Origin of the sequence: Pseudomonas sp. MWU12-2345, from assembly GCF_023242385.1 — a bacterium.
In the GTDB taxonomy this organism is placed as follows: Bacteria; Pseudomonadota; Gammaproteobacteria; order Pseudomonadales; family Pseudomonadaceae; genus Aquipseudomonas; species Aquipseudomonas gingeri_D.
The window spans coordinates 110,831-128,486 of sequence record NZ_JALLJA010000012.1; the positions used below are offsets into that span (position 1 = coordinate 110,831).

Sequence of the window (17,656 nt, forward strand, 5' to 3'; positions counted from 1 at the left end):
GACCTCGGAGCACGGCTGGTCGGGCCGGCCCCGCTGCTCATCCTTGAAGAAACCCGATCTTGAAAACACCTGAAACCTGTAGGAGCGTGGCTTGCCCGCGAAGAGGGCCGCATGATCGACGCAAGGCTCAAGGGCCTCTTCGCGGGCAAGCCCGACTCCTACAGGAGCGCATTCAATCCTGGCGATTGTTCGCGTCGATAAAGGCCAGGGCCTGGTACAGGGCTCGGATCTTCGGCAACTCGCAACCGGCGGCACTTGCCGCGGCCAGCGGACGCCCATAGACGGCGTCCAATTCAAGCGCCCGCTTATGGACAAAGTCGTGGTACATGCTCGGCCAATAGTCCGGCATCTTTTCCGTCACCTTGAACAGGTGCTCGGCGTAGCCGGCCGGCAGCTCATGACCGCAGGCCTGGGCGCCTTGCACCACCTCGGCCATCAGCGCCCGGACCAGTTCGCGGCTGCTGTCATCGCTCATCAACGGCGTGGTGCTGGCCCGCAACAACACCGATAGACCGTTGTAAGGCACGTTCCACACCAGCTTCTGCCAGCGCGCCTGCTGCAGGTTGGCCATGGCCTGGGACTCGATGCCCGCGGCATGGAACAGAGCGGCGCCCTCTTCGACCAGGGCCTGGCGAGCCGTCGCATCATCGAGCAACGGACCACTGTGATAACCGATGTTCACCGCGCCGAGGGCCTGGTGCACGATGGTCCCGGGGCCGGCACGGTGCACGCAGATAAAGCACAGCCCGCCCAACAGATGCAGGGACTCGGGCAACAGCGCACGCAGTTCATCCTCTACATCGAGGCCGTTCTGCAGCACCAATACCTTCGCCCCCGGTGCCGCGGCCTGGGCAATCAGCGGCGCGAGACTGGCGTTGCTGGTGGTCTTGGCGCCCACCAGCAACCAGTCGCAGGGCGGCATGTCGGCGGCCTGGGCATAGGCCTGCACATTCTGCAAATGCAGGGCACCGTGCACCGCACTGTCGATCCGCAAGCCGTCCCCGGCCACCGCCGAAAACTCGCTACGCAACAGAAAATGCACGTCAAAGCCGGCCCGCGCCAGCATCACACCGTAATACCCACCGATCGCACCGGTGCCGATAATGCCGATACGCGGCCTGCTCGCTGAACCTGTCATGGCAACTCCTCTGGTACAAGACTCAAGGCCTGCCGAACCCCGTCGGCAAGCTCGTTCACGGCCAGGCGTGACTGCACAGCTCCATGAAAACCACCGTCCTTGACCACAAACAGTGCCGGCAGATGAAACACCCCGTAACGCTGCACCGCCCCGCCGTTGTCGCCCGCATCGATCCAACACAAGCGCTCGACCGGTAAGGCCAGGGTCGGCAATACCTCCCGGGCGAAACGGCAGGAGGCACAGCCGACACTGGTGAATATCAGTAATGAAACACCTGGCAAGTCCAATAGATTCCGGTCGATATCAAAATCCGTCAACTCCAGGCTCTTCACTATACTGTTGGAAAGTTTTTCCACTGACCGACGCAGGGAGTCGTTGTTCATGGTGCGCTTTCTTCCTCATCCCGATGACGTTCCCGTCACATTGACCCTGTTTGAGCACTCCTGCATTTCTCTTCACCAACTCGACCGCATCAGCCTGGGCGGTGTCTCCTGCTATTCACCGCGTGGCTGGCGCAAAGGCTCGGCGTTGCAAATGTGCATTCCCAGCCTCGGTGCCAGCGCCTGTTATCCGGGCTACGTGGCCTGGTGCCTGAAACGCAAGCACGGCTACCGGGTGGGCATTGCCTTTGTCGACGAACAAACCCTGTTCGGCGCGCGCATGGGCGAGCAGGTCTGCCAGATCGAACGCTACCAGCGAACCCGCCAGCAACAAAGCAAAGATCGGCAAAACATCGAAGTCATCGCCCAGGAATGGGTTCGCGAACACGCCAGCGACTTCTCCCAAGCCAGCCTGGAGCGCCCTTATGTGCGAGCTTTACTCGATTAAACCGGCCAGGCCATTGCCCGCCCCCCGCCTAACGCGCTAAGGTTCGGCTCCCCGACGCGCTTAAATCTGCTGCGCTCCGCCGCGCGGGGATCGCTGGCGGCCGGCATCCGTGACCTGACGAGTAACACGATGGCTGATTTACCGATCAACGACCTTAACGTCGCCTCCAACGAGACGCTGATCACTCCCGATCAGCTCAAGCGTGATATTCCCCTGAGCGAGAGCGCCCTGCGCACCGTGACCAAAGGTCGCGAGGTGATCCGCAATATTCTCGATGGCACTGACCATCGCCTGTTCGTCGTCATCGGGCCTTGCTCGATCCACGACATCAAGGCTGCCCACGAATACGCCGAACGCCTGAAAGTCCTGGCCGCCGAAGTGTCCGACAGCCTGTACCTGGTGATGCGCGTGTATTTCGAGAAGCCGCGTACCACCGTCGGCTGGAAGGGCCTGATCAACGACCCTTACCTGGATGACTCCTTCAAGATCCAGGACGGCCTGCATATCGGTCGCAAGCTGCTGCTGGACCTGGCGGAAATGGGCCTGCCCACCGCCACCGAAGCCCTTGACCCGATCTCGCCGCAGTACCTGCAGGATCTGATCAGTTGGTCGGCCATCGGCGCGCGCACCACCGAATCCCAGACCCACCGCGAAATGGCCTCGGGCCTGTCCTCGGCCGTGGGCTTCAAGAACGGTACCGACGGCGGCCTGACCGTGGCGATCAACGCCCTGCAGTCGGTATCCAGCCCCCATCGCTTCCTCGGCATCAACCAGGAAGGCGGCGTGTCCATCGTCACCACCAAGGGCAACGCCTACGGTCACGTGGTCCTGCGCGGCGGCAACGGCAAGCCGAACTATGACTCGGTCAGTGTCGCGGTCTGCGAACAGGCGCTGGCCAAGGCCAAGATCAAGGCCAACATCATGGTCGATTGCAGCCACGCCAACTCCAACAAGGACCCGGCCCTGCAACCGCTGGTGATGGAGAACGTCGCCAACCAGATCCTCGAAGGCAACCAGTCGATCATCGGCCTGATGGTCGAGAGCCACCTGAACTGGGGTTGCCAGGCGATTCCGAAAGACCTCGCCGACCTGCAATACGGCGTGTCGATCACCGATGCCTGCATCGACTGGAGCGCCACCGAAAAAACCCTGCGCAGCATGCATGCCAAGCTCAAGGACGTGTTGCCCAAGCGTCAGCGCGGCTGACCGGACACGCAGACGCGAAAACGCCGGGCATTGCCCGGCGTTTTTGTGTGCGTCGTGGACTCAGATCTTCGCGGCATGCCGCTGATGACGTTCCATGTAACGCTCGACATAGGAGCAGGAAGGAATCACCGTGTAACCCATCTGGTCGGCATAGGCCAGCGCCTGTTCGGTCAGCGCCGCCGCAATCCCGCGGCCGCGCAAGGCGTTCGGCACGAAGGTACGGTAGATATCCAGGGTCTGCTTACCCAGGTCCATATAGGTCAGGTAGGCACGATGACCGTCCACATTGGTCTCGAATTGATGACCTGCCTGGTCATGGTGGATGGACAACGCCTCGCTCATCACTACTCCTCGCGGGTCTTGGATTCTGACCCTACCTTACATGTTTTTCCGACGAAGGTATCATCCAGCTCTGTACGAAAAATCGATACAGCAGCCAAATCATCACAAATATCCTACGCCGCCCCGTGCCTGGTTGGACAACGAGAAGAGCCGACAGCTCCCGAACAAGTGGGCACCTGACAGATAGTAGGCGTCCTGCCCGCCCTGCTCAAGACACGCTCGTCATATGGTCCGACCGGCTCATGGTAGCCCGGCCAAACGGGCCCTTTCGCTGAAAAACCTGAACAGCGGCTGAAGATTGCCGGAATGTTATGTTGTAAGACGAACAGTGCTTCTTAAAGTCACTTTTCAATTGGCAAAGATGCCTCCCCGCCCTGCCGACGGTGGAAGAAAAGAGTCATTCGCCGCGACTAGCGCGACGCGTGTATGAGCAGTGGACAGTCCCTGTGACTGGCACACTAGTGCAGATTGGACTTGCCCAAAGCGCCCGAATCACGCCCGGTTGCTGCACATTTTTTATACAGGATGATGAAAAGTTAGCTGAAAATATTCTCTTCCAAAAATTTTTTTTGCTTCTTGCGTTACGTCAGTTTACTTACTACAAGTAATGGGTAGTATGTATGCCGACTATATCCCCACTCTGGGGAGATGGTTATTAATAGAAAGTCCTTGAAGGGGAACACGATGAACAACGTTCTGAAATTCTCTGCTCTGGCCCTGGCCGCCGTTCTGGCCACTGGTTGCAGCAGCGCATCCAAAGAAACTGAAGCCCGTCTGACTGCTACTGAAGACGCTTCTGCTCGTGCCCAGGCTCGTGCTGATGAAGCCTACCGCAAAGCTGATGAAGCTCTGGCTGCTGCTCAAAAAGCACAACAGACTGCTGACGAAGCTAACGAGCGCGCTCTGCGTATGCTCGAAAAAGCAAGCAAGAAGTAATAATCCCTCGGGGTTGTTATCAAGCCGATCCATTACTGGATCGGCTTTTTTTTGCCTGGCCGAAAGCGCCCGGCGCCCAGGCATAAAAAAACCCGCCAGGACCTCGAGGTCCGGACGGGTCGCTTACAACGCCCTTATTGCTGCAGATCGGGCGCGTTGGAGACCATCGACGGCGCACCTGGCACGGCGATTTCGGTCGGCAGGCCATCTTCGGCCGCCACCACGTCACGCACTTCATCCCAGTTGACCCGCAGGTTGTTCGCCAGGTCTTCACGCTTGAGCAAGGCATTGATCACCGCGGTGTGCTTGTCGACCACCGAAGGGTTGCCGTTGTCGTCCAGCGGCGTATGGGCTTCCAGGAACACCTTGCCGCCGCTGACACCGAACTTGTAGGCATCGTTGATAATCCGCACCGAAGTGCCCACCGGCACCATGCCGGCCATCTCCAGCACGTTGTTGTTGTACATGCGGAAGCAACCGTGGCTGGTGCGGGTGCCGATGCCGAACTTCATGTTCGAACCGTGGATCAGATAGCCCGGCGTACCCAGGGTGAACTTGAACGGGCCCAGCGGATTGTCGGGACCGGCCGGCACCACGTTGGGCAGCGGATCACCCTCGGCGGCGTGCTCGGCCTTGATCGAGGCCGGCGGGGTCCAGGTCGGATTCGGGATCTTGGCGGTAATGGTGGTGTGGGCCACCGGCGAGCCCCAGCCTTCGCGACCAATCCCCAGCGGGAAGGTGTAGACCACATTCCGGCCTTTCGGGAAGTAGTACAGGCGATATTCGGCCAGGTTGATCACGATGCCTTCGCGCGGGCCCGGTGGCAGGATGAAGCGGGTCGGCAGGACGATATCGGTCCCCGCGCCCGGCAACCAGGCATCGACGCCCGGGTTGGCCGCGACCATTTCCGAATAACCCAGGTCGTAGGTGGTCCCGAGGTCAGCGAAGGTGTCCTCGTACTTGGCCTTGATCACCTGGACCTGGCCGACGATGTCCTCGCCAGGCGGTGGCAGCGGCAGTTCCAGGGCCGAAACGGGACCTGCCACACAGAGGGCGGCAACAGACAGGCAACGGGTGACGGCGGGAAAGCGCGATAACATCCGGGACATCCTTCGCATGATCGACGTAAGTAAATAGACAGCAATTGTACACCGACAGCGCACCTGCAAGGGAGATGCCACGCCGGGACAATCGTAACGAGACAGGTACGGTACAGGTTGCCGGGGCTCAGAGCTCGAAGCGCAGTTCCGGCCAGATCGGCGGCGTACCGCGCTTCTGCGACTCGAGAATCGCCCGGCACAGGGGGCACAGGCGCTGGTCCTGGAAAATCGAGCGGTCCACCCCCGACCAGCGCGGCTGGGCCGGCAACAGCGTGCCGCACAGCGTCCGGTCGGCCGAGCCGCCGAGTTCCAGCTGCCGGGTGACCAGGTGCACGCGTACTTCCTGACAGGCGAACAGATCTAGCTGCTCGTCGGGTTCGATCAGTTGGTAGGCAAACAAGGACCAGGCGGGACGCTGCATCGGGGGCTCCAAATCGGGGCGCCACATTAGCCCAAAGCCGGCCGCTAGAAAAGCTCAAAGCAGCGGTTTCAACCTCGGCCAGACATTATCGAGCAACATCCCCTGCCCCGCGGGTGCCGGGTGAATCCCGTCAGCCTGCATCAGTTCGGGATGGCCGCCGATGCCTTCGAGGAAAAACGGCACCAGGGCGACGTGTTTTTCCTCGGCCAGCTCACCATAGACCTTGGCAAAGGCCTGGGTGTAGCGCTGACCATAATTGGGCGGAATCTGCATTCCCAGCAACAGCACTTTTGCACCCGTGGCCTGGGACTTGTCGATCATCGATGCAAGATTTTGTTTCAATTGCGCCGGCAGCTGCCCACGCAGGCCATCGTTGCCGCCCAACTCGAGCACCACCACCTGCGGTTTATGCTCTGCAAGCAGCGCCGGCAGCCGCGCCTGGCCCCCCGCACTGGTGTCGCCACTGATGGACGCATTGACCACCTGGTCGGCAAAACCCTCGGTCTTCAGACGCTTTTCCAGCAGGGCGACCCATCCCACGCGGGTATCCAGGCCGAAACCCGCGCTGATACTATCGCCCACGATCAGCACTGTACCCGCCGCCGCGTTCTGGGCCATGCACATCAAGGCCAGGCCGGCACTCAAAAACCACACTCGCATCGGATTCTCCATGGGCGAAAGTATTCTCACCGCGCAGAACCTTAGCAAAGTGGTTCCCAGCACGGAAGGTGAACTGACCATCCTGCACCCCTTGAGCCTGACATTGAACAAGGGCGACAGCCTGGCCATCGTCGGTGCCTCGGGTTCGGGCAAATCGACCCTGCTGGGCCTGCTCGCCGGCCTCGACCTGCCCAGCGCCGGCGAAGTCACCCTGGCCGGTCGGGCCCTGAGCACACTGGACGAAGACCAGCGCGCGCGGATCCGCGCCGAACACGTCGGTTTCGTGTTCCAGAGCTTCCAACTGCTGGACAGCCTCAATGCCCTGGAAAACGTCATGCTGCCCCTGGAGCTGGACGGCCGTAGCGACGCCCGCGAACGCGCCCGCGACCTGCTCGAACGGGTCGGCCTGGGCCAGCGCCTGACCCACTCGCCACGCCAGCTGTCCGGCGGCGAGCAGCAACGGGTGGCAATCGCCCGGGCCTTTGCCGCCGAACCCGATGTACTGTTCGCCGACGAACCCACCGGCAACCTCGACAGCCATACCGGCGAGCGCATCAGCGACCTGCTCTTCGAACTCAATCAGGAACGCGGCACCACCCTGGTGCTGGTGACCCACGACGAACGCCTGGCCCATCGCTGCCGGCGCCTGATCCGTCTTGACGCCGGCCATCTGGTCGGCCCCCTGGAGCCTTGATGGCACGCCTGCCGCTGTTGCGCTTGTTCAGCCTCGCCACCCGCCAGCTCCTGCGCGATGCCCGCGCCGGTGAACTGCGGGTGCTGTTCTTCGCCTTGCTGGTGGCGGTCGCGGCCAGCACCGCCATCGGCTACTTCGGCGCGCGCCTGAACGGCGCGATGTTGCTGCGGGCCACCGAATTCCTCGCCGCCGACCTGGTGCTCGACGGCACCTCCGGCGCCCGTCCGGAACAGATCCAGGCCGGCCGCGACCAGGGGCTTGAACATGCGCGGGCGGTCGAGTTCTCCAGCGTGATCGCCACCGACACCGGCATCCAGCTGTCGAGCATCAAGGCCGCCGACGAACACTACCCGCTGCGCGGCGCACTCAAGAGCGCCGCCGCGCCGTTCGGTGTCGAAACCGCCGGCGGCGGACCGGCACCCGGCGAGGCGTGGGTCGAAGCACGGCTGTTGACCGCGCTGGACCTGAAGATCGGCGACAGCATCGACGTCGGCATGAAAACCGTGCGCCTGGCCCGGGTCCTGACCTATGAGCCGGATCGCTCCGTCAACTTCTACAGCCTGACCCCGCGGGTGCTGATCAACCTCGCCGACCTCGACGCCACCGGCGTGGTCCAGCCCGGCAGCCGGGTCGACTACCGCGAACTGTGGCGCGGTCCGGCGAACGCCCTGGCGACCTATCGCGAATCGATCACCCCCGGCCTGGCGGCGAACCAGCGCCTGCTCGATGCCCGCGACGGCAACCGGCAGATCGGCGGCGCCCTGGGCAAGGCCGAGCGTTACCTGAATATGGCCAGCCTGGTGGCGGTGCTGCTCTCCGGCGTCGCCGTGGCCCTCAGCGCCAGCCGTTTCGCCGCCCGGCGCTTCGACGCCAGTGCGCTGCTGCGCTGCCTGGGCCTGTCACGCCGGGAAACCATGACCCTGTTCAGCCTGCAACTGGCGATGCTCGGCGTGTTGGCCAGTGTCTGCGGCGCCCTGCTCGGCTGGCTGGCCCAACTGGGCCTGTTCGCCCTGCTCCATGACCTGCTGCCCGCCGACGTTCCGGCGGGCGGGCTGATGCCGGCGCTCGCCGGTATCGGCACCGGCCTGGTGGCACTGGCCGGGTTCGCCCTGCCGCCCCTGGCCGCCCTCGGCCGGGTGCCGCCGCTGCGGGTACTGCGCCGCGACCTGCTGCCGATCCCGGCCAGCACCTGGCTGGTCTACGGCGCGGCCTTGCTCGCACTGGGCCTGATCATGTGGCGCCTGAGCCTGGACCTGCTGCTGACCTTCGCCCTGCTCGGTGGCGGGGTGATCGCCGCGCTGTTACTCGGCGGACTGCTGCTGCTCGGGCTGCAAAGCCTGCGCCGACTGCTGGCCGGGGCCTCGTTGCCGTGGCGCCTGGGCCTGGGCCAGTTGCTGCGCCATCCGCTGGCGGCGGCCGGGCAGTCCCTGGCATTCGGCCTGATCCTGCTGTCCATGGCCCTGATCGCCCTGCTGCGCGGTGAATTGCTCGATACCTGGCAGAACCAGTTGCCGAAAAATGCACCGAACTATTTCGCCCTGAATATCCTGCCGGCGGACAAGGACGGTTTTCGCGACCACCTGATCCAGCTCGCGGCCAAGTCGGCGCCGATCTATCCGGTGGTGCCCGGCCGGCTGATCAGCATCAACGGCACCCCGGTGCAGGAGATCGTCAGCAAGGATTCCGGCGGCGATCGCGCCACCCAGCGCGACCTGAGCCTGACCTGGGCCGCCGACCTGCCGCCGGGTAACACCCTGACCGAAGGAAGTTGGTGGCCGGACAAACCCAGCGGGGACATTCCCGGTGTCTCGGTGGAAACCAAGGTTGCCCAGAGCCTGAAGCTCAAACTCGGCGATCACCTGGTGTTCAGCGTCGGCGGGGCCAATCGCGAGGCCGTGGTCAGCAGCCTGCGGACCATCAACTGGGACAACTTCCAGCCGAACTTCTTCATGATCTTCCAGCCCGGCACCCTGCAGGACTTGCCGGCGACCTACCTGACCAGCTTCTACCTGGCACCGGGGCACGACAAGGACGTCGTCGAACTGTCCCGGGCCTTCCCGGCAGTAACCATCTTGCAGGTGGAAGCCCTGCTGGAGCAGCTGCGCAGTATCCTGGCGCAGGTGACCATTGCCGTGGAGTACGTGCTGCTGTTCGTCCTGGCGGCGGGCATGGCCGTGCTGTTCTCCGGCTTGCAGGCGACCCTCGACGAACGCATCCGCCAAGGTGCGCTGCTGCGGGCACTGGGGGCCGAGCGAAAACTGCTGGTCAAGGCACGACGGATCGAGTTCGGCCTGCTGGGCGCGGCCAGCGGCCTGTTGGCAGCCCTCGGCACGGAACTGGTGAGCTGGGTGCTCTACAGGTTCGCCTTCGACCTGCCCTGGCACCTGCATCCCTGGCTGTTGCTGCTGCCGTTGATCGGTGCGGTGATGGTCGGCGGCGCCGGTGTGTTCGGCACCCGCCGGGCGCTGAATGCCAGCCCGCTGACAGTACTGCGCGAGGGCTGATAGACTCAAGGTCTTGTTTCGCCAAGGGATACCAATGAGTCGCTACCGCCCACCCCGCACTGCCGGCACCGCCCTGATCACCCCCGAGGGCGAGGCCCGCATGCGCGCCGAGTTGCACGAGCTGTGGCATGTGCGCCGCCCCCAGGTCACCCAGTCGGTGAGCGAGGCGGCGGCCCAGGGCGATCGTTCGGAAAACGCCGAATACACCTATGGCAAGAAGATGCTGCGCGAGATCGACAGCCGCGTGCGCTTCCTGACCAAGCGTCTGGAAAGCCTGAAGGTGGTCGACGAACGGCCCAGCGACCTGAACAAGGTGTATTTCGGCGCCTGGGTCACCATCGAAGACGAAGACGGCAAGGAGTCGCGCTATCGTATCGTCGGCCCGGACGAACTGGACCTCAAGCAGAACCTGATTAGTATCGATTCGCCACTGGCCCGGGCCCTGATCGGCAAGGCGCTGGATGCGGAGATCCGGGTGATGGCGCCCACTGGCGAGCAGTTGGTGTACGTCACCGCCATCGACTATCCCTGAACCTGCCGGCGGTCATGCCACCTGACGTCTCTAGCGCCGCGTGATCAACCCCTGCCGCGCAACGCGGGTCAGTTGTCGGATCACGGCTTCGGCGTGCTCGGCATCCGGCGCCTGGATCACCGCCAGATCAAAACTGTTATCGGCAAAGCGGGCCAGGGAGTCACCGTCCTCGACAAACTGGATCAGAAAGGCCGAGGCGCGGCCCTTGCGTCGTGGCCAGCCGTCGAGATAACGCAGCAGCGTGGGCTGGTGTGTACCACCAAGAAGGATTTTAGGGTTGCGAAAAGGCAGGCTCGCCGTGATCGGCGTCAGACGTACAACGGGGCGTGGGTTGTTCAAAGTGCGTGTCTCCACCTCAACGATCTGCCGGGCAGGTGTGAGGCAACACCGAACCAGCGCTTTAGCGGTATTTCGAAGCTTCTCTCAAGCTTCTGTCGGCGGTCTTTTGATCCACCTGGCGCCCCGCAAGTAGCTGTTTAAATCGGCGCATGTATTTATCCTAGAGAAGCCGGTGGCTGGCTGTCAAGAATCCTCCACAACGAACAAGCCCGCAAAAATGCGGGCTTGTCGTATTCGTGTGGGAGCCGGCTTGCTGGCGATGAGGCCAGTGAGCCTTGCATCGCCGAATCGGACGCTATCGCCGGCAAGCCAACTCCAGAGGCTTGCGCTGTCGTCTGGATTCTACGAGCGGGCGATGGCCGCGTCCGCCGAGAGTTTGCCGGCCCCTTCGATCAGTACCGCGAGTGTCCCACCTAACAGGGCCAGGGCGAACTCATAACCATTGTTGGCCATGAACAGACCGTTGTGGATATGCACCGAGAAGATCGCCACCAGCAAGGTAAAGGTCAGGCCCAGCGCCGCCGGACGGGCCAACAGGCCGATGATCAGGGCCAGGCCGCCGAAGAACTCGGTGCCGCCCGCCAACAGGGCCATCAGGTGACCCGGTGCCAGGCCGATGCTCTCCATCCACTGCGCCGTGCCGGCCAGGCCGTAGCCGCCGAACAGGCCGAAGAGCTTCTGCGAACCGTGGGCGGCAAAGATGATCCCGACAAAAATCCGCAGGACAGTCAGGCCATAGCCGGCGCGGGTACTCAGAACGCGGTTGATCAAGGTGCTCATCGGTGAATCCTTTTTATGTAGGGGTTGATGGGCCTCATATTAATCAGTTTTTAAAATGTAAAAAGCGCAAAAAACCCGACAAAACAATCAATTTATTCGATTACTTACGCGAGGCAATCTTCCGGGCATTCGGCTCCAGGGAGTCGCGTTCCCGGTCAAAGGCCAGGTAGTACTTGTTCACGCTATTCACATAGTTCACCGCATTCATCCCCACCTGCTCCATGGCGATGCGCTCGACCTGGAAGAACCACTGGTTGGGGTTCAAGCCACGGCGGCGGGCCTCCGCGCGCATGCCCTGGACCCGTTCCGGGCCCATGTTGTAGGCCGCCAGGACAAAGGCCATGCGTTCGCGTTCGTTGAGCTTGGGGCTGGCAAAGAACTTGCGCCGGATCATCGCCAGGTACTTGGCTCCGGCCTGCACATTGTTATCGACATTCTGGATATTGCCGACGCCGACCCGCTGCGCCGCCGAGGGGGTGATCTGCAGCAATCCCGTCGCACCGCTGGCACCCCGGGCAGCGGGATCCAGGGCTGATTCCTTGAAGGCCAGCGCCGCCAGGTTCAGCCAGTCGATGCCCTGGGCCTGAGCATGCCGTTGCAAGACCGGACGGAGCTTTTCCAGCTTCGCCCGATCACTGCGACTCAACGGATAATGCACCTGGTACAGGCGTCGATAGATCCGCAGAAACGCCGTGTCCTGATCCGACGGGGTCTTGTAGGTCTTGAGAAAGCGGTCGATGCTCGCCCGCAGCATTGAAGCATTGTCGCGTACGAACCAGTGCATCTGCCCCGGCTCGCTGACCAGCACCTGCTTGTCGAAACGCAGCTTGGGCATGATCCGTGCCCAGCGTTCGGCGATCGGCTGCTCGACGACGGTCAGGTGAAAGATCCCGCCCTGGACCATCTCCAGCACATCCTCCACCGCCAGGCTCGGATCGACCCATTCGACCTTGACCGGCGGCAGCTTGCGCAACGCCAGTTTCTGGTTGATCTGGTTGACCGCCTCGCCCGCGGCGCTGCCGGGGGTCAGGGCCAGGGTCCGGCCGGACAGTTGTTCAAAGCGGGTAAAGCGCTTCTCGCCTTTGAGCCCCACCAGCAACAACGGCACCGTACTGCCGAGCGGATCGCTGGCGATCACCGCATGACCCGGCTGGGCTTCGAGCAACTCCCCTGGAGCCACCAGGTCTCCCTCCCCGCGCTGCAAGGCACCCAGCAATTGGTCCTTGGCCTTGGGAATGATCTTGAGGGTGATCTCCTGGTTGTCGCGGGCCTGGCTGTTGAGGAACTGCTCGAAGGCGCGCAGGCGATGGTATTCGAGGCCAATGACCTCGCCCTGGACCTCGCCGCTGCTGTTGCGGCTCTGGTTGACCAGCACCCGCAGGACCCGGCTGCTGCGAATCTCCGCGAGGTCGCGGACCTTGCCCGGCTGGACGATTTCCAACGGCCCGGCCAACCGCGCAAGCGCCGGCAACGGCAGCAGCAGGGACAGGCACAGCAGGAGCAACAGCGAGGGTCGCTTCTTCATCCGTTCTCCGGAAAGAATACTGCCCAGCCTCAGACGAAGGTGGCCTGAAGTCGAACAACTGAAATCGAGCGTCTTTTGAACGCGAAAAGTGCGGAAGACGGGGTGCGGCACCTGGGTCATGCCAACCGATGTTTTCTTCCGGCCTTAAGAGACAGTCATAACTCGTTGTAGTTCTTGATTTTTATTATAAATCTACAGCTCTGGTATGCTTTTCGGCCTGTGGCCTGAGGTAGCACCATGCAACTCATCGATATCGGCGTCAACCTGACCAACCCCGGTTTTGCCGGCAAACAGCAGGAAATACTCGACCGTGCCTATGCCGCCGGAGTCTGCCAACTGATTGTGACAGGCACCAGTCTGGAGGGCAGCGAACAGGCGCTGGAGCTGTGCAGGACGCTGGATCAGAGCGGTCAGCGGCTGTTCGCCAGTGCTGGCATCCACCCCCACTCCGCCAGTGACTGGAAGTCCGACAGTGCCGCTCGTCTGAAAGCCCTGCTGATGGAACCGAACGTCTGCGCGGTCGGCGAATGCGGGCTGGATTTCAACCGCGATTTTTCCCCGCGCCCGCAACAGGAAAAAGTCCTCGAGGAACACCTGGCCCTGGCCGTGGAGTTGCAGCGTCCGGTATTCCTCCATGAGCGCGATGCCAACGTCCGTTTGCTGGAGATCCTGCGGGACTACCGCGACCACCTGCCCGCCGCCGTGGTGCACTGTTTCACCGGCGAGCAGAAGGCGCTGTTCAGCTATCTCGACCTGGACCTGCATATCGGCATCACCGGCTGGATCTGCGATGAGCGTCGTGGCACCCACCTGCACCCACTGGTGCGGGAGATTCCCCGGGGCCGCCTGATGCTCGAAAGCGACGCGCCCTACCTGCTGCCACGCAGCCTGCGGCCCAAGCCGAAGAACGGCCGCAATGAACCGGCGTACCTGGGCGAAGTGCTGCGTGAAGTGGCCCAGCACCGCGACGAAAGCCAGGAAGACCTGGCTGCCCACACCAGCGCCTGCGCCCGCGCGTTCTTCAATTTGCCGGGCCTCGACTGAAGCGGCATTGACCCATATCAACAATTGCCTCCCTGAGTAGCGGCACAATAATGGCACCTTGCCAAAACTGTTTCCGCCCTATCAGGGAAGACCCACCATGCGTGCCTGGCTTAGCAATATCTCGCTGAAATACAAGTTCTGGGCCGTGAACGCGGTCGCGTTTGTCACCACCCTGTTTCTGGTGCTGTACGCCGTGCAGTTGGAACAACAGGCCCGCACCGACGCCTCCCGCGCCGCGGTCCAGGCCCAGGCTCACTTGCTCGCCGCCTGGCCCGAAGGCAAGGCCTGGCCCGAGGCTGACAACCTGCTAGTGTTCAAGACCGGTGAAACGCCGACCCTCAAGGGCCAGATGTTGCCGCGTCTCAAGGACGCCAACGGCTGGGTCGCTTACGACTATATGCCACTGTTCGGCGACAACCCGCTGCTCGGCGCACAAGTGCTCGGCCGTGGCGAACAGCAGGTCGCCGTACTCGCCTATGCGCCAAGCCTGGCCCAGGTGTTCAACGAACGTTTCGCCAACTATGCGGTGGCCGTGTTCATCCTGATGCTGGCGATGCTCGGCGCCTCGCAGTTGCTGATCCGCTTCCTGCTCAGCCAGCTCAATACCCTCAAGGACGTGATGCTCCACGTGGAGAAGACCGGCGACCTCTCGGCCCGCGTGCCGTTGGCCGGCAAGGACGAAGTCGGACAAATGGCCAGCGCCTTCAATGCCATGCAAGCCGGCTATCAGCGGGTCGTCGGCACGGTGGCGCGCACGGCGGCGCAACTGGATGTCGGCGCGGCGCGCCTGGCCTCGAGCATGAACGACGTGCGCCACGGCATGCTCGGCCAGCAGAGCGAAACCGACCAGGCCGCCACGGCCATCAACGAAATGTCAGCCACGGTCTATCACATCGCCCAGCACGCCGGCGCCACCCGTGACCTGTCGAAAACCGCCGACGACCTGGCCGGCAGCGGGCACGTCGTAGTCAACCGGGTCCAGCAATCGATCACCGGGCTGTCCAGCGGCGTGCAGCAGACCGCGACGATGATCCAGCAACTGGCCGAGGACAGCCAGAAGATCAATGGCGTGGTCAGTGTCATTCACAGCATCGCCGAACAGACCAACCTGCTGGCACTCAACGCAGCCATCGAAGCGGCCCGGGCCGGGGAAATGGGTCGGGGTTTCGCGGTGGTCGCCGATGAGGTGCGCAACCTGGCCAAGCGCGTACAGAGTTCCACCGACGAGATCACCACCATGGTCTCCGCCTTGCAGGCCGGCACCCGCGACGCCGTGGACTTTATGCAGGAAAGCTCGTTCAAGGCCGACGACTGCGTGCAACAGGCCCGGGAAGCCGGTGAGGCGCTGGAGCAAATCACCAGCGCGGTGGCCCAGATGCGCGAAAGCAACACCCAGATCGCCGTGGCCGCCGAACAGCAGAGCCAGGTCGCGGAGGAAATGAACCGGGCGGTGGTGAGCATCCGCGACGTGACCGAGAACACCGTGCAACAGACCGTGGACTCGGCCACCACCAGCCATGACCTGGCGAAGCTGGCGGGAGAACTGAGCAAGGCGATTGGCCAGCTCAAACTATAGGATCGATAGGAAGAGTTGATTCGCCCGGAAAGCTGGCCAGGCTTACTCTCTGTTCACCGACTATACGAACAGAGGACACGATCATGGGCCAACGTCACCCCAACTTCCCCGCCTGGCAATGGCGGGTTGCCCCCCAAGCTTCGAACGATGGCACCCGCGAAGGCATGCAACTGCTGGCGCTGACCCTGTTCGCACTGTCCTTCCTGCTGGTGAGTTCCGGCGTGTTCGCGCAGAACCCGACCAACTTCGCCGTTGGCGTGCTGGGCCTGGTGGCCGCATTCAGCCTGCGCAGCAAAGGCCAGAGCCTGGCACTGGAAGCCTGAGCCAGCACCGTTCCCCTGAAGACCGGCTTGCCGGCCTCAGGCAAACACGGTAACGGTCTGCCGGCTCAATGCGATCAGCCGTCCATCGGCGCTCCACAACGCCGCCGCCACATGGCCATAGCCGTCGCGGGCATGCTCGATCACCGCGCGGTATTTGCACCAGTCCAGGGTATCGAGTTCCAGCAATGGCTGGACGAACTCCACCGTCCAGGTCAGGGTGCTGCCGGCCGCCGGTTTGCCCAGGTGTGACAACACCGCCGGCGGCCAGGCATCCACCAGGGCCAGCAAGTGCGCCTCGGTCAGCGGCTCTTGCCGGACATCCCCACGCAGTTGCACCCAGCCGCCCATCTCGCGGGATTTGTTACCGGTAAAAGGCATGCCACCCACGCCCCAGCGCATCGACAGATTACGCATGAACTCCGGCATCACTCCCGGGATATAGGGCGCCTCCGGGCATTCGTCCCAATGCTTGAACGTGGCTGCCGGCTCAGCCGCCACCTCCACCACCGATTCCCGCGACGCGCCAAAGCTACCCTGAACCAACGTCACCACCTGGCCATTTTGCATGGCCCGGCCCAGCACCTGGCTGACCGCCTTGCCCTCGCGCAGCACCTCGACTTCAAAGTCGATGGGCACCCCAGGCTCGGCCGGCCCGACAAAAGTGATCGCCAGCGAACGTACCGGCCGCTCGGCCGGTACCCGGGCGCGCATCGCCTCGTATTGCAGCGCCACCATCAGGCCGCCAAACGTGGCCCGTCCCTGCGCCCACTCGGCAGGAATGGAAAGCCCCTTGGGCTCGCGGCGAACCGCATCGAGCAAATCTGAAAAGCGCATGCTGACCTCAGCTGGAAAAAGTCCTACAGAATAGTAACCAGCTCATCCGCGCCACACAGCACTCATACCGGCCAAAGCAGCGGTCAAACAGGCCGCCGGCACTCAACTGAAACAGGTCTCGCTCAACCGATCCAGCACCCGGTCGGCCTTGTTCTCGGCCAGGGCCATGGTCCTGCGCCAACCCGTCACACAGGATTGCAGGTCCGGCTCCTGTTCCGCCCGCAGCAACCATTGCCAGCAATCATGCCAATCACCCAGCGCTTCCTGGGCCGACTTCAGGGATTTCAAGGCTGGCGCCGGCAAGCGGTTCACATGCGGATAGGCTTCGGCGGCGTAACGCACGCGCTTGATCAACAGCCGCAACCGATGGCGGTCATGCAGCGGGTCATGCAAGGCTTCATCCAGCGCCTCCCACTGTTTGGCCAAGCGCTTTTCGATGCGTTTGTGCAGGCCCTTCAACAGGCCCTGGTGTTGCGAAGCCCGGAGAAAACGCGGAAAGGCATCGAGCACACTGAACAGCTGTTTCAGTTCGGGACTACGCGCCACGGCCCAGTAATCATCGGACAACTGTTCCGTACGCCGCGCCGCCGCCACATGATGCCCCTGCCGATGCAGGTAGGCGGCCAGCACTTCACGATCGCGAATCGGCGTGGTAAGGCTGCCGACCTGCTGCGCCGCCTGCTCGACCTGTTCGACACCCGGCAAGCCACGCAACGGCCGCAACAAACTGCGCAGACGCCGTACCGTAGTGCGTAAATCATGCAGGCCCTCCTCGTCGGTCAGCGCATCCACCCGCGCATGACAGGCCAACAAGCGCACTTCCAGGCTCAGGACCTGAACCACCAATTCATCCACCAGGGCAGACATTCGACAC

At 62.9% G+C, this 17,656-nt stretch carries 20 protein-coding genes; 9 read left to right on the forward strand and 11 right to left on the reverse strand.

Annotated features, from left to right (window positions below; genetic code table 11):
- Positions 1-172 precede the first annotated feature (172 nt).
- Complete coding sequence (locus M5C71_RS22295; protein ID WP_152737161.1) at positions 173-1,138, reverse strand: putative 2-dehydropantoate 2-reductase; 966 nt, start codon at positions 1,136-1,138, stop codon at positions 173-175.
- Entirely contained in the window at positions 1,135-1,521 is a 387-nt protein-coding gene (locus tag M5C71_RS22300; RefSeq protein ID WP_177100347.1) for a thioredoxin family protein, read from the reverse strand. The genes M5C71_RS22295 and M5C71_RS22300 overlap by 4 nt, the downstream gene beginning before the upstream one ends.
- On the opposite strand from M5C71_RS22300, the gene M5C71_RS22305 reads away from it, so the two are divergent.
- Complete coding sequence (locus M5C71_RS22305) at positions 1,520-1,966, forward strand: PilZ domain-containing protein (RefSeq protein WP_103497653.1); 447 nt, start codon at positions 1,520-1,522, stop codon at positions 1,964-1,966. The genes M5C71_RS22300 and M5C71_RS22305 overlap by 2 nt on opposite strands.
- Positions 1,967-2,095: 129 nt before the next feature.
- Positions 2,096-3,172, forward strand: a complete 1,077-nt coding sequence (locus tag M5C71_RS22310) for a 3-deoxy-7-phosphoheptulonate synthase (RefSeq protein WP_103497654.1) — start codon at positions 2,096-2,098, stop codon at positions 3,170-3,172.
- Between the two features lie 60 nt (positions 3,173-3,232).
- Here M5C71_RS22310 and M5C71_RS22315 read toward each other — a convergent pair whose 3' ends face one another.
- A complete protein-coding gene (locus M5C71_RS22315) occupies positions 3,233-3,514 on the reverse strand; it encodes a GNAT family N-acetyltransferase (protein WP_040065473.1) in 282 nt (93 codons plus the stop codon).
- A 684-nt stretch (positions 3,515-4,198) separates the two neighbouring features.
- Here M5C71_RS22315 and oprI point away from each other — a divergent pair.
- Complete coding sequence (gene oprI / locus M5C71_RS22320; RefSeq protein ID WP_100940823.1) at positions 4,199-4,450, forward strand: outer membrane lipoprotei OprI; 252 nt, start codon at positions 4,199-4,201, stop codon at positions 4,448-4,450.
- 134 nt (positions 4,451-4,584) lie between these two features.
- Here oprI and M5C71_RS22325 read toward each other — a convergent pair whose 3' ends face one another.
- From M5C71_RS22325 to M5C71_RS22335, 3 genes are all read right to left on the reverse strand, one after another.
- Entirely contained in the window at positions 4,585-5,550 is a 966-nt protein-coding gene (locus M5C71_RS22325; RefSeq protein WP_103497655.1) for a L,D-transpeptidase family protein, read from the reverse strand.
- 127 nt (positions 5,551-5,677) lie between these two features.
- Positions 5,678-5,971: a hypothetical protein gene (locus tag M5C71_RS22330; RefSeq protein WP_100940825.1), complete on the reverse strand. Its 294-nt coding sequence runs from the start codon at positions 5,969-5,971 to the stop codon at positions 5,678-5,680.
- A 54-nt stretch (positions 5,972-6,025) separates the two neighbouring features.
- On the reverse strand, positions 6,026-6,631 hold the full coding sequence (locus M5C71_RS22335) for an arylesterase (RefSeq protein ID WP_103497656.1): 606 nt from the start codon (positions 6,629-6,631) through the stop codon (positions 6,026-6,028).
- A 10-nt stretch (positions 6,632-6,641) separates the two neighbouring features.
- Between M5C71_RS22335 and M5C71_RS22340 the strand changes: the two genes are divergently transcribed.
- From M5C71_RS22340 to greB, 3 genes are read left to right on the forward strand one after another with little or no spacing between them, the layout of a single operon-like run.
- Positions 6,642-7,325 (forward strand): ABC transporter ATP-binding protein, encoded by a 684-nt coding sequence (locus M5C71_RS22340; RefSeq protein WP_103497657.1) that lies wholly within the window; start codon positions 6,642-6,644, stop codon positions 7,323-7,325.
- Positions 7,325-9,829: an ABC transporter permease gene (locus M5C71_RS22345; protein WP_248768736.1), complete on the forward strand. Its 2,505-nt coding sequence runs from the start codon at positions 7,325-7,327 to the stop codon at positions 9,827-9,829. The genes M5C71_RS22340 and M5C71_RS22345 overlap by 1 nt, the downstream gene beginning before the upstream one ends.
- A gap of 34 nt (positions 9,830-9,863) precedes the next feature.
- Positions 9,864-10,361 (forward strand): transcription elongation factor GreB, encoded by a 498-nt coding sequence (greB, locus tag M5C71_RS22350; protein WP_103498635.1) that lies wholly within the window; start codon positions 9,864-9,866, stop codon positions 10,359-10,361.
- Between the two features lie 30 nt (positions 10,362-10,391).
- Here greB and M5C71_RS22355 read toward each other — a convergent pair whose 3' ends face one another.
- The 3 genes from M5C71_RS22355 to M5C71_RS22365 all read right to left on the reverse strand — a co-directional run bounded on the left by M5C71_RS22355 (position 10,392) and on the right by M5C71_RS22365 (position 13,005).
- On the reverse strand, positions 10,392-10,700 hold the full coding sequence (locus M5C71_RS22355) for a class I SAM-dependent methyltransferase (protein ID WP_103498634.1): 309 nt from the start codon (positions 10,698-10,700) through the stop codon (positions 10,392-10,394).
- Positions 10,701-11,042: 342 nt separating this feature from the next.
- The gene (locus M5C71_RS22360) at positions 11,043-11,480 is read right to left on the reverse strand and encodes a DoxX family protein (protein ID WP_100940830.1); all 438 of its coding nucleotides are present in this window, start codon (positions 11,478-11,480) and stop codon (positions 11,043-11,045) included.
- Between the two features lie 100 nt (positions 11,481-11,580).
- On the reverse strand, positions 11,581-13,005 hold the full coding sequence (locus M5C71_RS22365) for a transglycosylase SLT domain-containing protein (protein ID WP_248768737.1): 1,425 nt from the start codon (positions 13,003-13,005) through the stop codon (positions 11,581-11,583).
- A 237-nt stretch (positions 13,006-13,242) separates the two neighbouring features.
- Here M5C71_RS22365 and M5C71_RS22370 point away from each other — a divergent pair, with 237 nt between their 5' ends.
- The 3 genes from M5C71_RS22370 to M5C71_RS22380 all read left to right on the forward strand — a co-directional run bounded on the left by M5C71_RS22370 (position 13,243) and on the right by M5C71_RS22380 (position 15,948).
- A complete protein-coding gene (locus M5C71_RS22370; protein ID WP_248768738.1) occupies positions 13,243-14,049 on the forward strand; it encodes a TatD family hydrolase in 807 nt (268 codons plus the stop codon).
- A gap of 97 nt (positions 14,050-14,146) precedes the next feature.
- Positions 14,147-15,625 (forward strand): methyl-accepting chemotaxis protein, encoded by a 1,479-nt coding sequence (locus tag M5C71_RS22375; protein ID WP_248768739.1) that lies wholly within the window; start codon positions 14,147-14,149, stop codon positions 15,623-15,625.
- 83 nt (positions 15,626-15,708) lie between these two features.
- The gene (locus tag M5C71_RS22380) at positions 15,709-15,948 is read left to right on the forward strand and encodes a terminase (RefSeq protein WP_103498628.1); all 240 of its coding nucleotides are present in this window, start codon (positions 15,709-15,711) and stop codon (positions 15,946-15,948) included.
- Between the two features lie 36 nt (positions 15,949-15,984).
- On the opposite strand, the gene M5C71_RS22385 is transcribed toward M5C71_RS22380, so the two are convergent.
- Entirely contained in the window at positions 15,985-16,782 is a 798-nt protein-coding gene (locus M5C71_RS22385) for a thioesterase family protein (protein ID WP_152737166.1), read from the reverse strand.
- Positions 16,783-16,884: 102 nt separating this feature from the next.
- Entirely contained in the window at positions 16,885-17,649 is a 765-nt protein-coding gene (locus tag M5C71_RS22390) for a CHAD domain-containing protein (RefSeq protein WP_103498626.1), read from the reverse strand.
- Positions 17,650-17,656 lie beyond the last annotated feature (7 nt).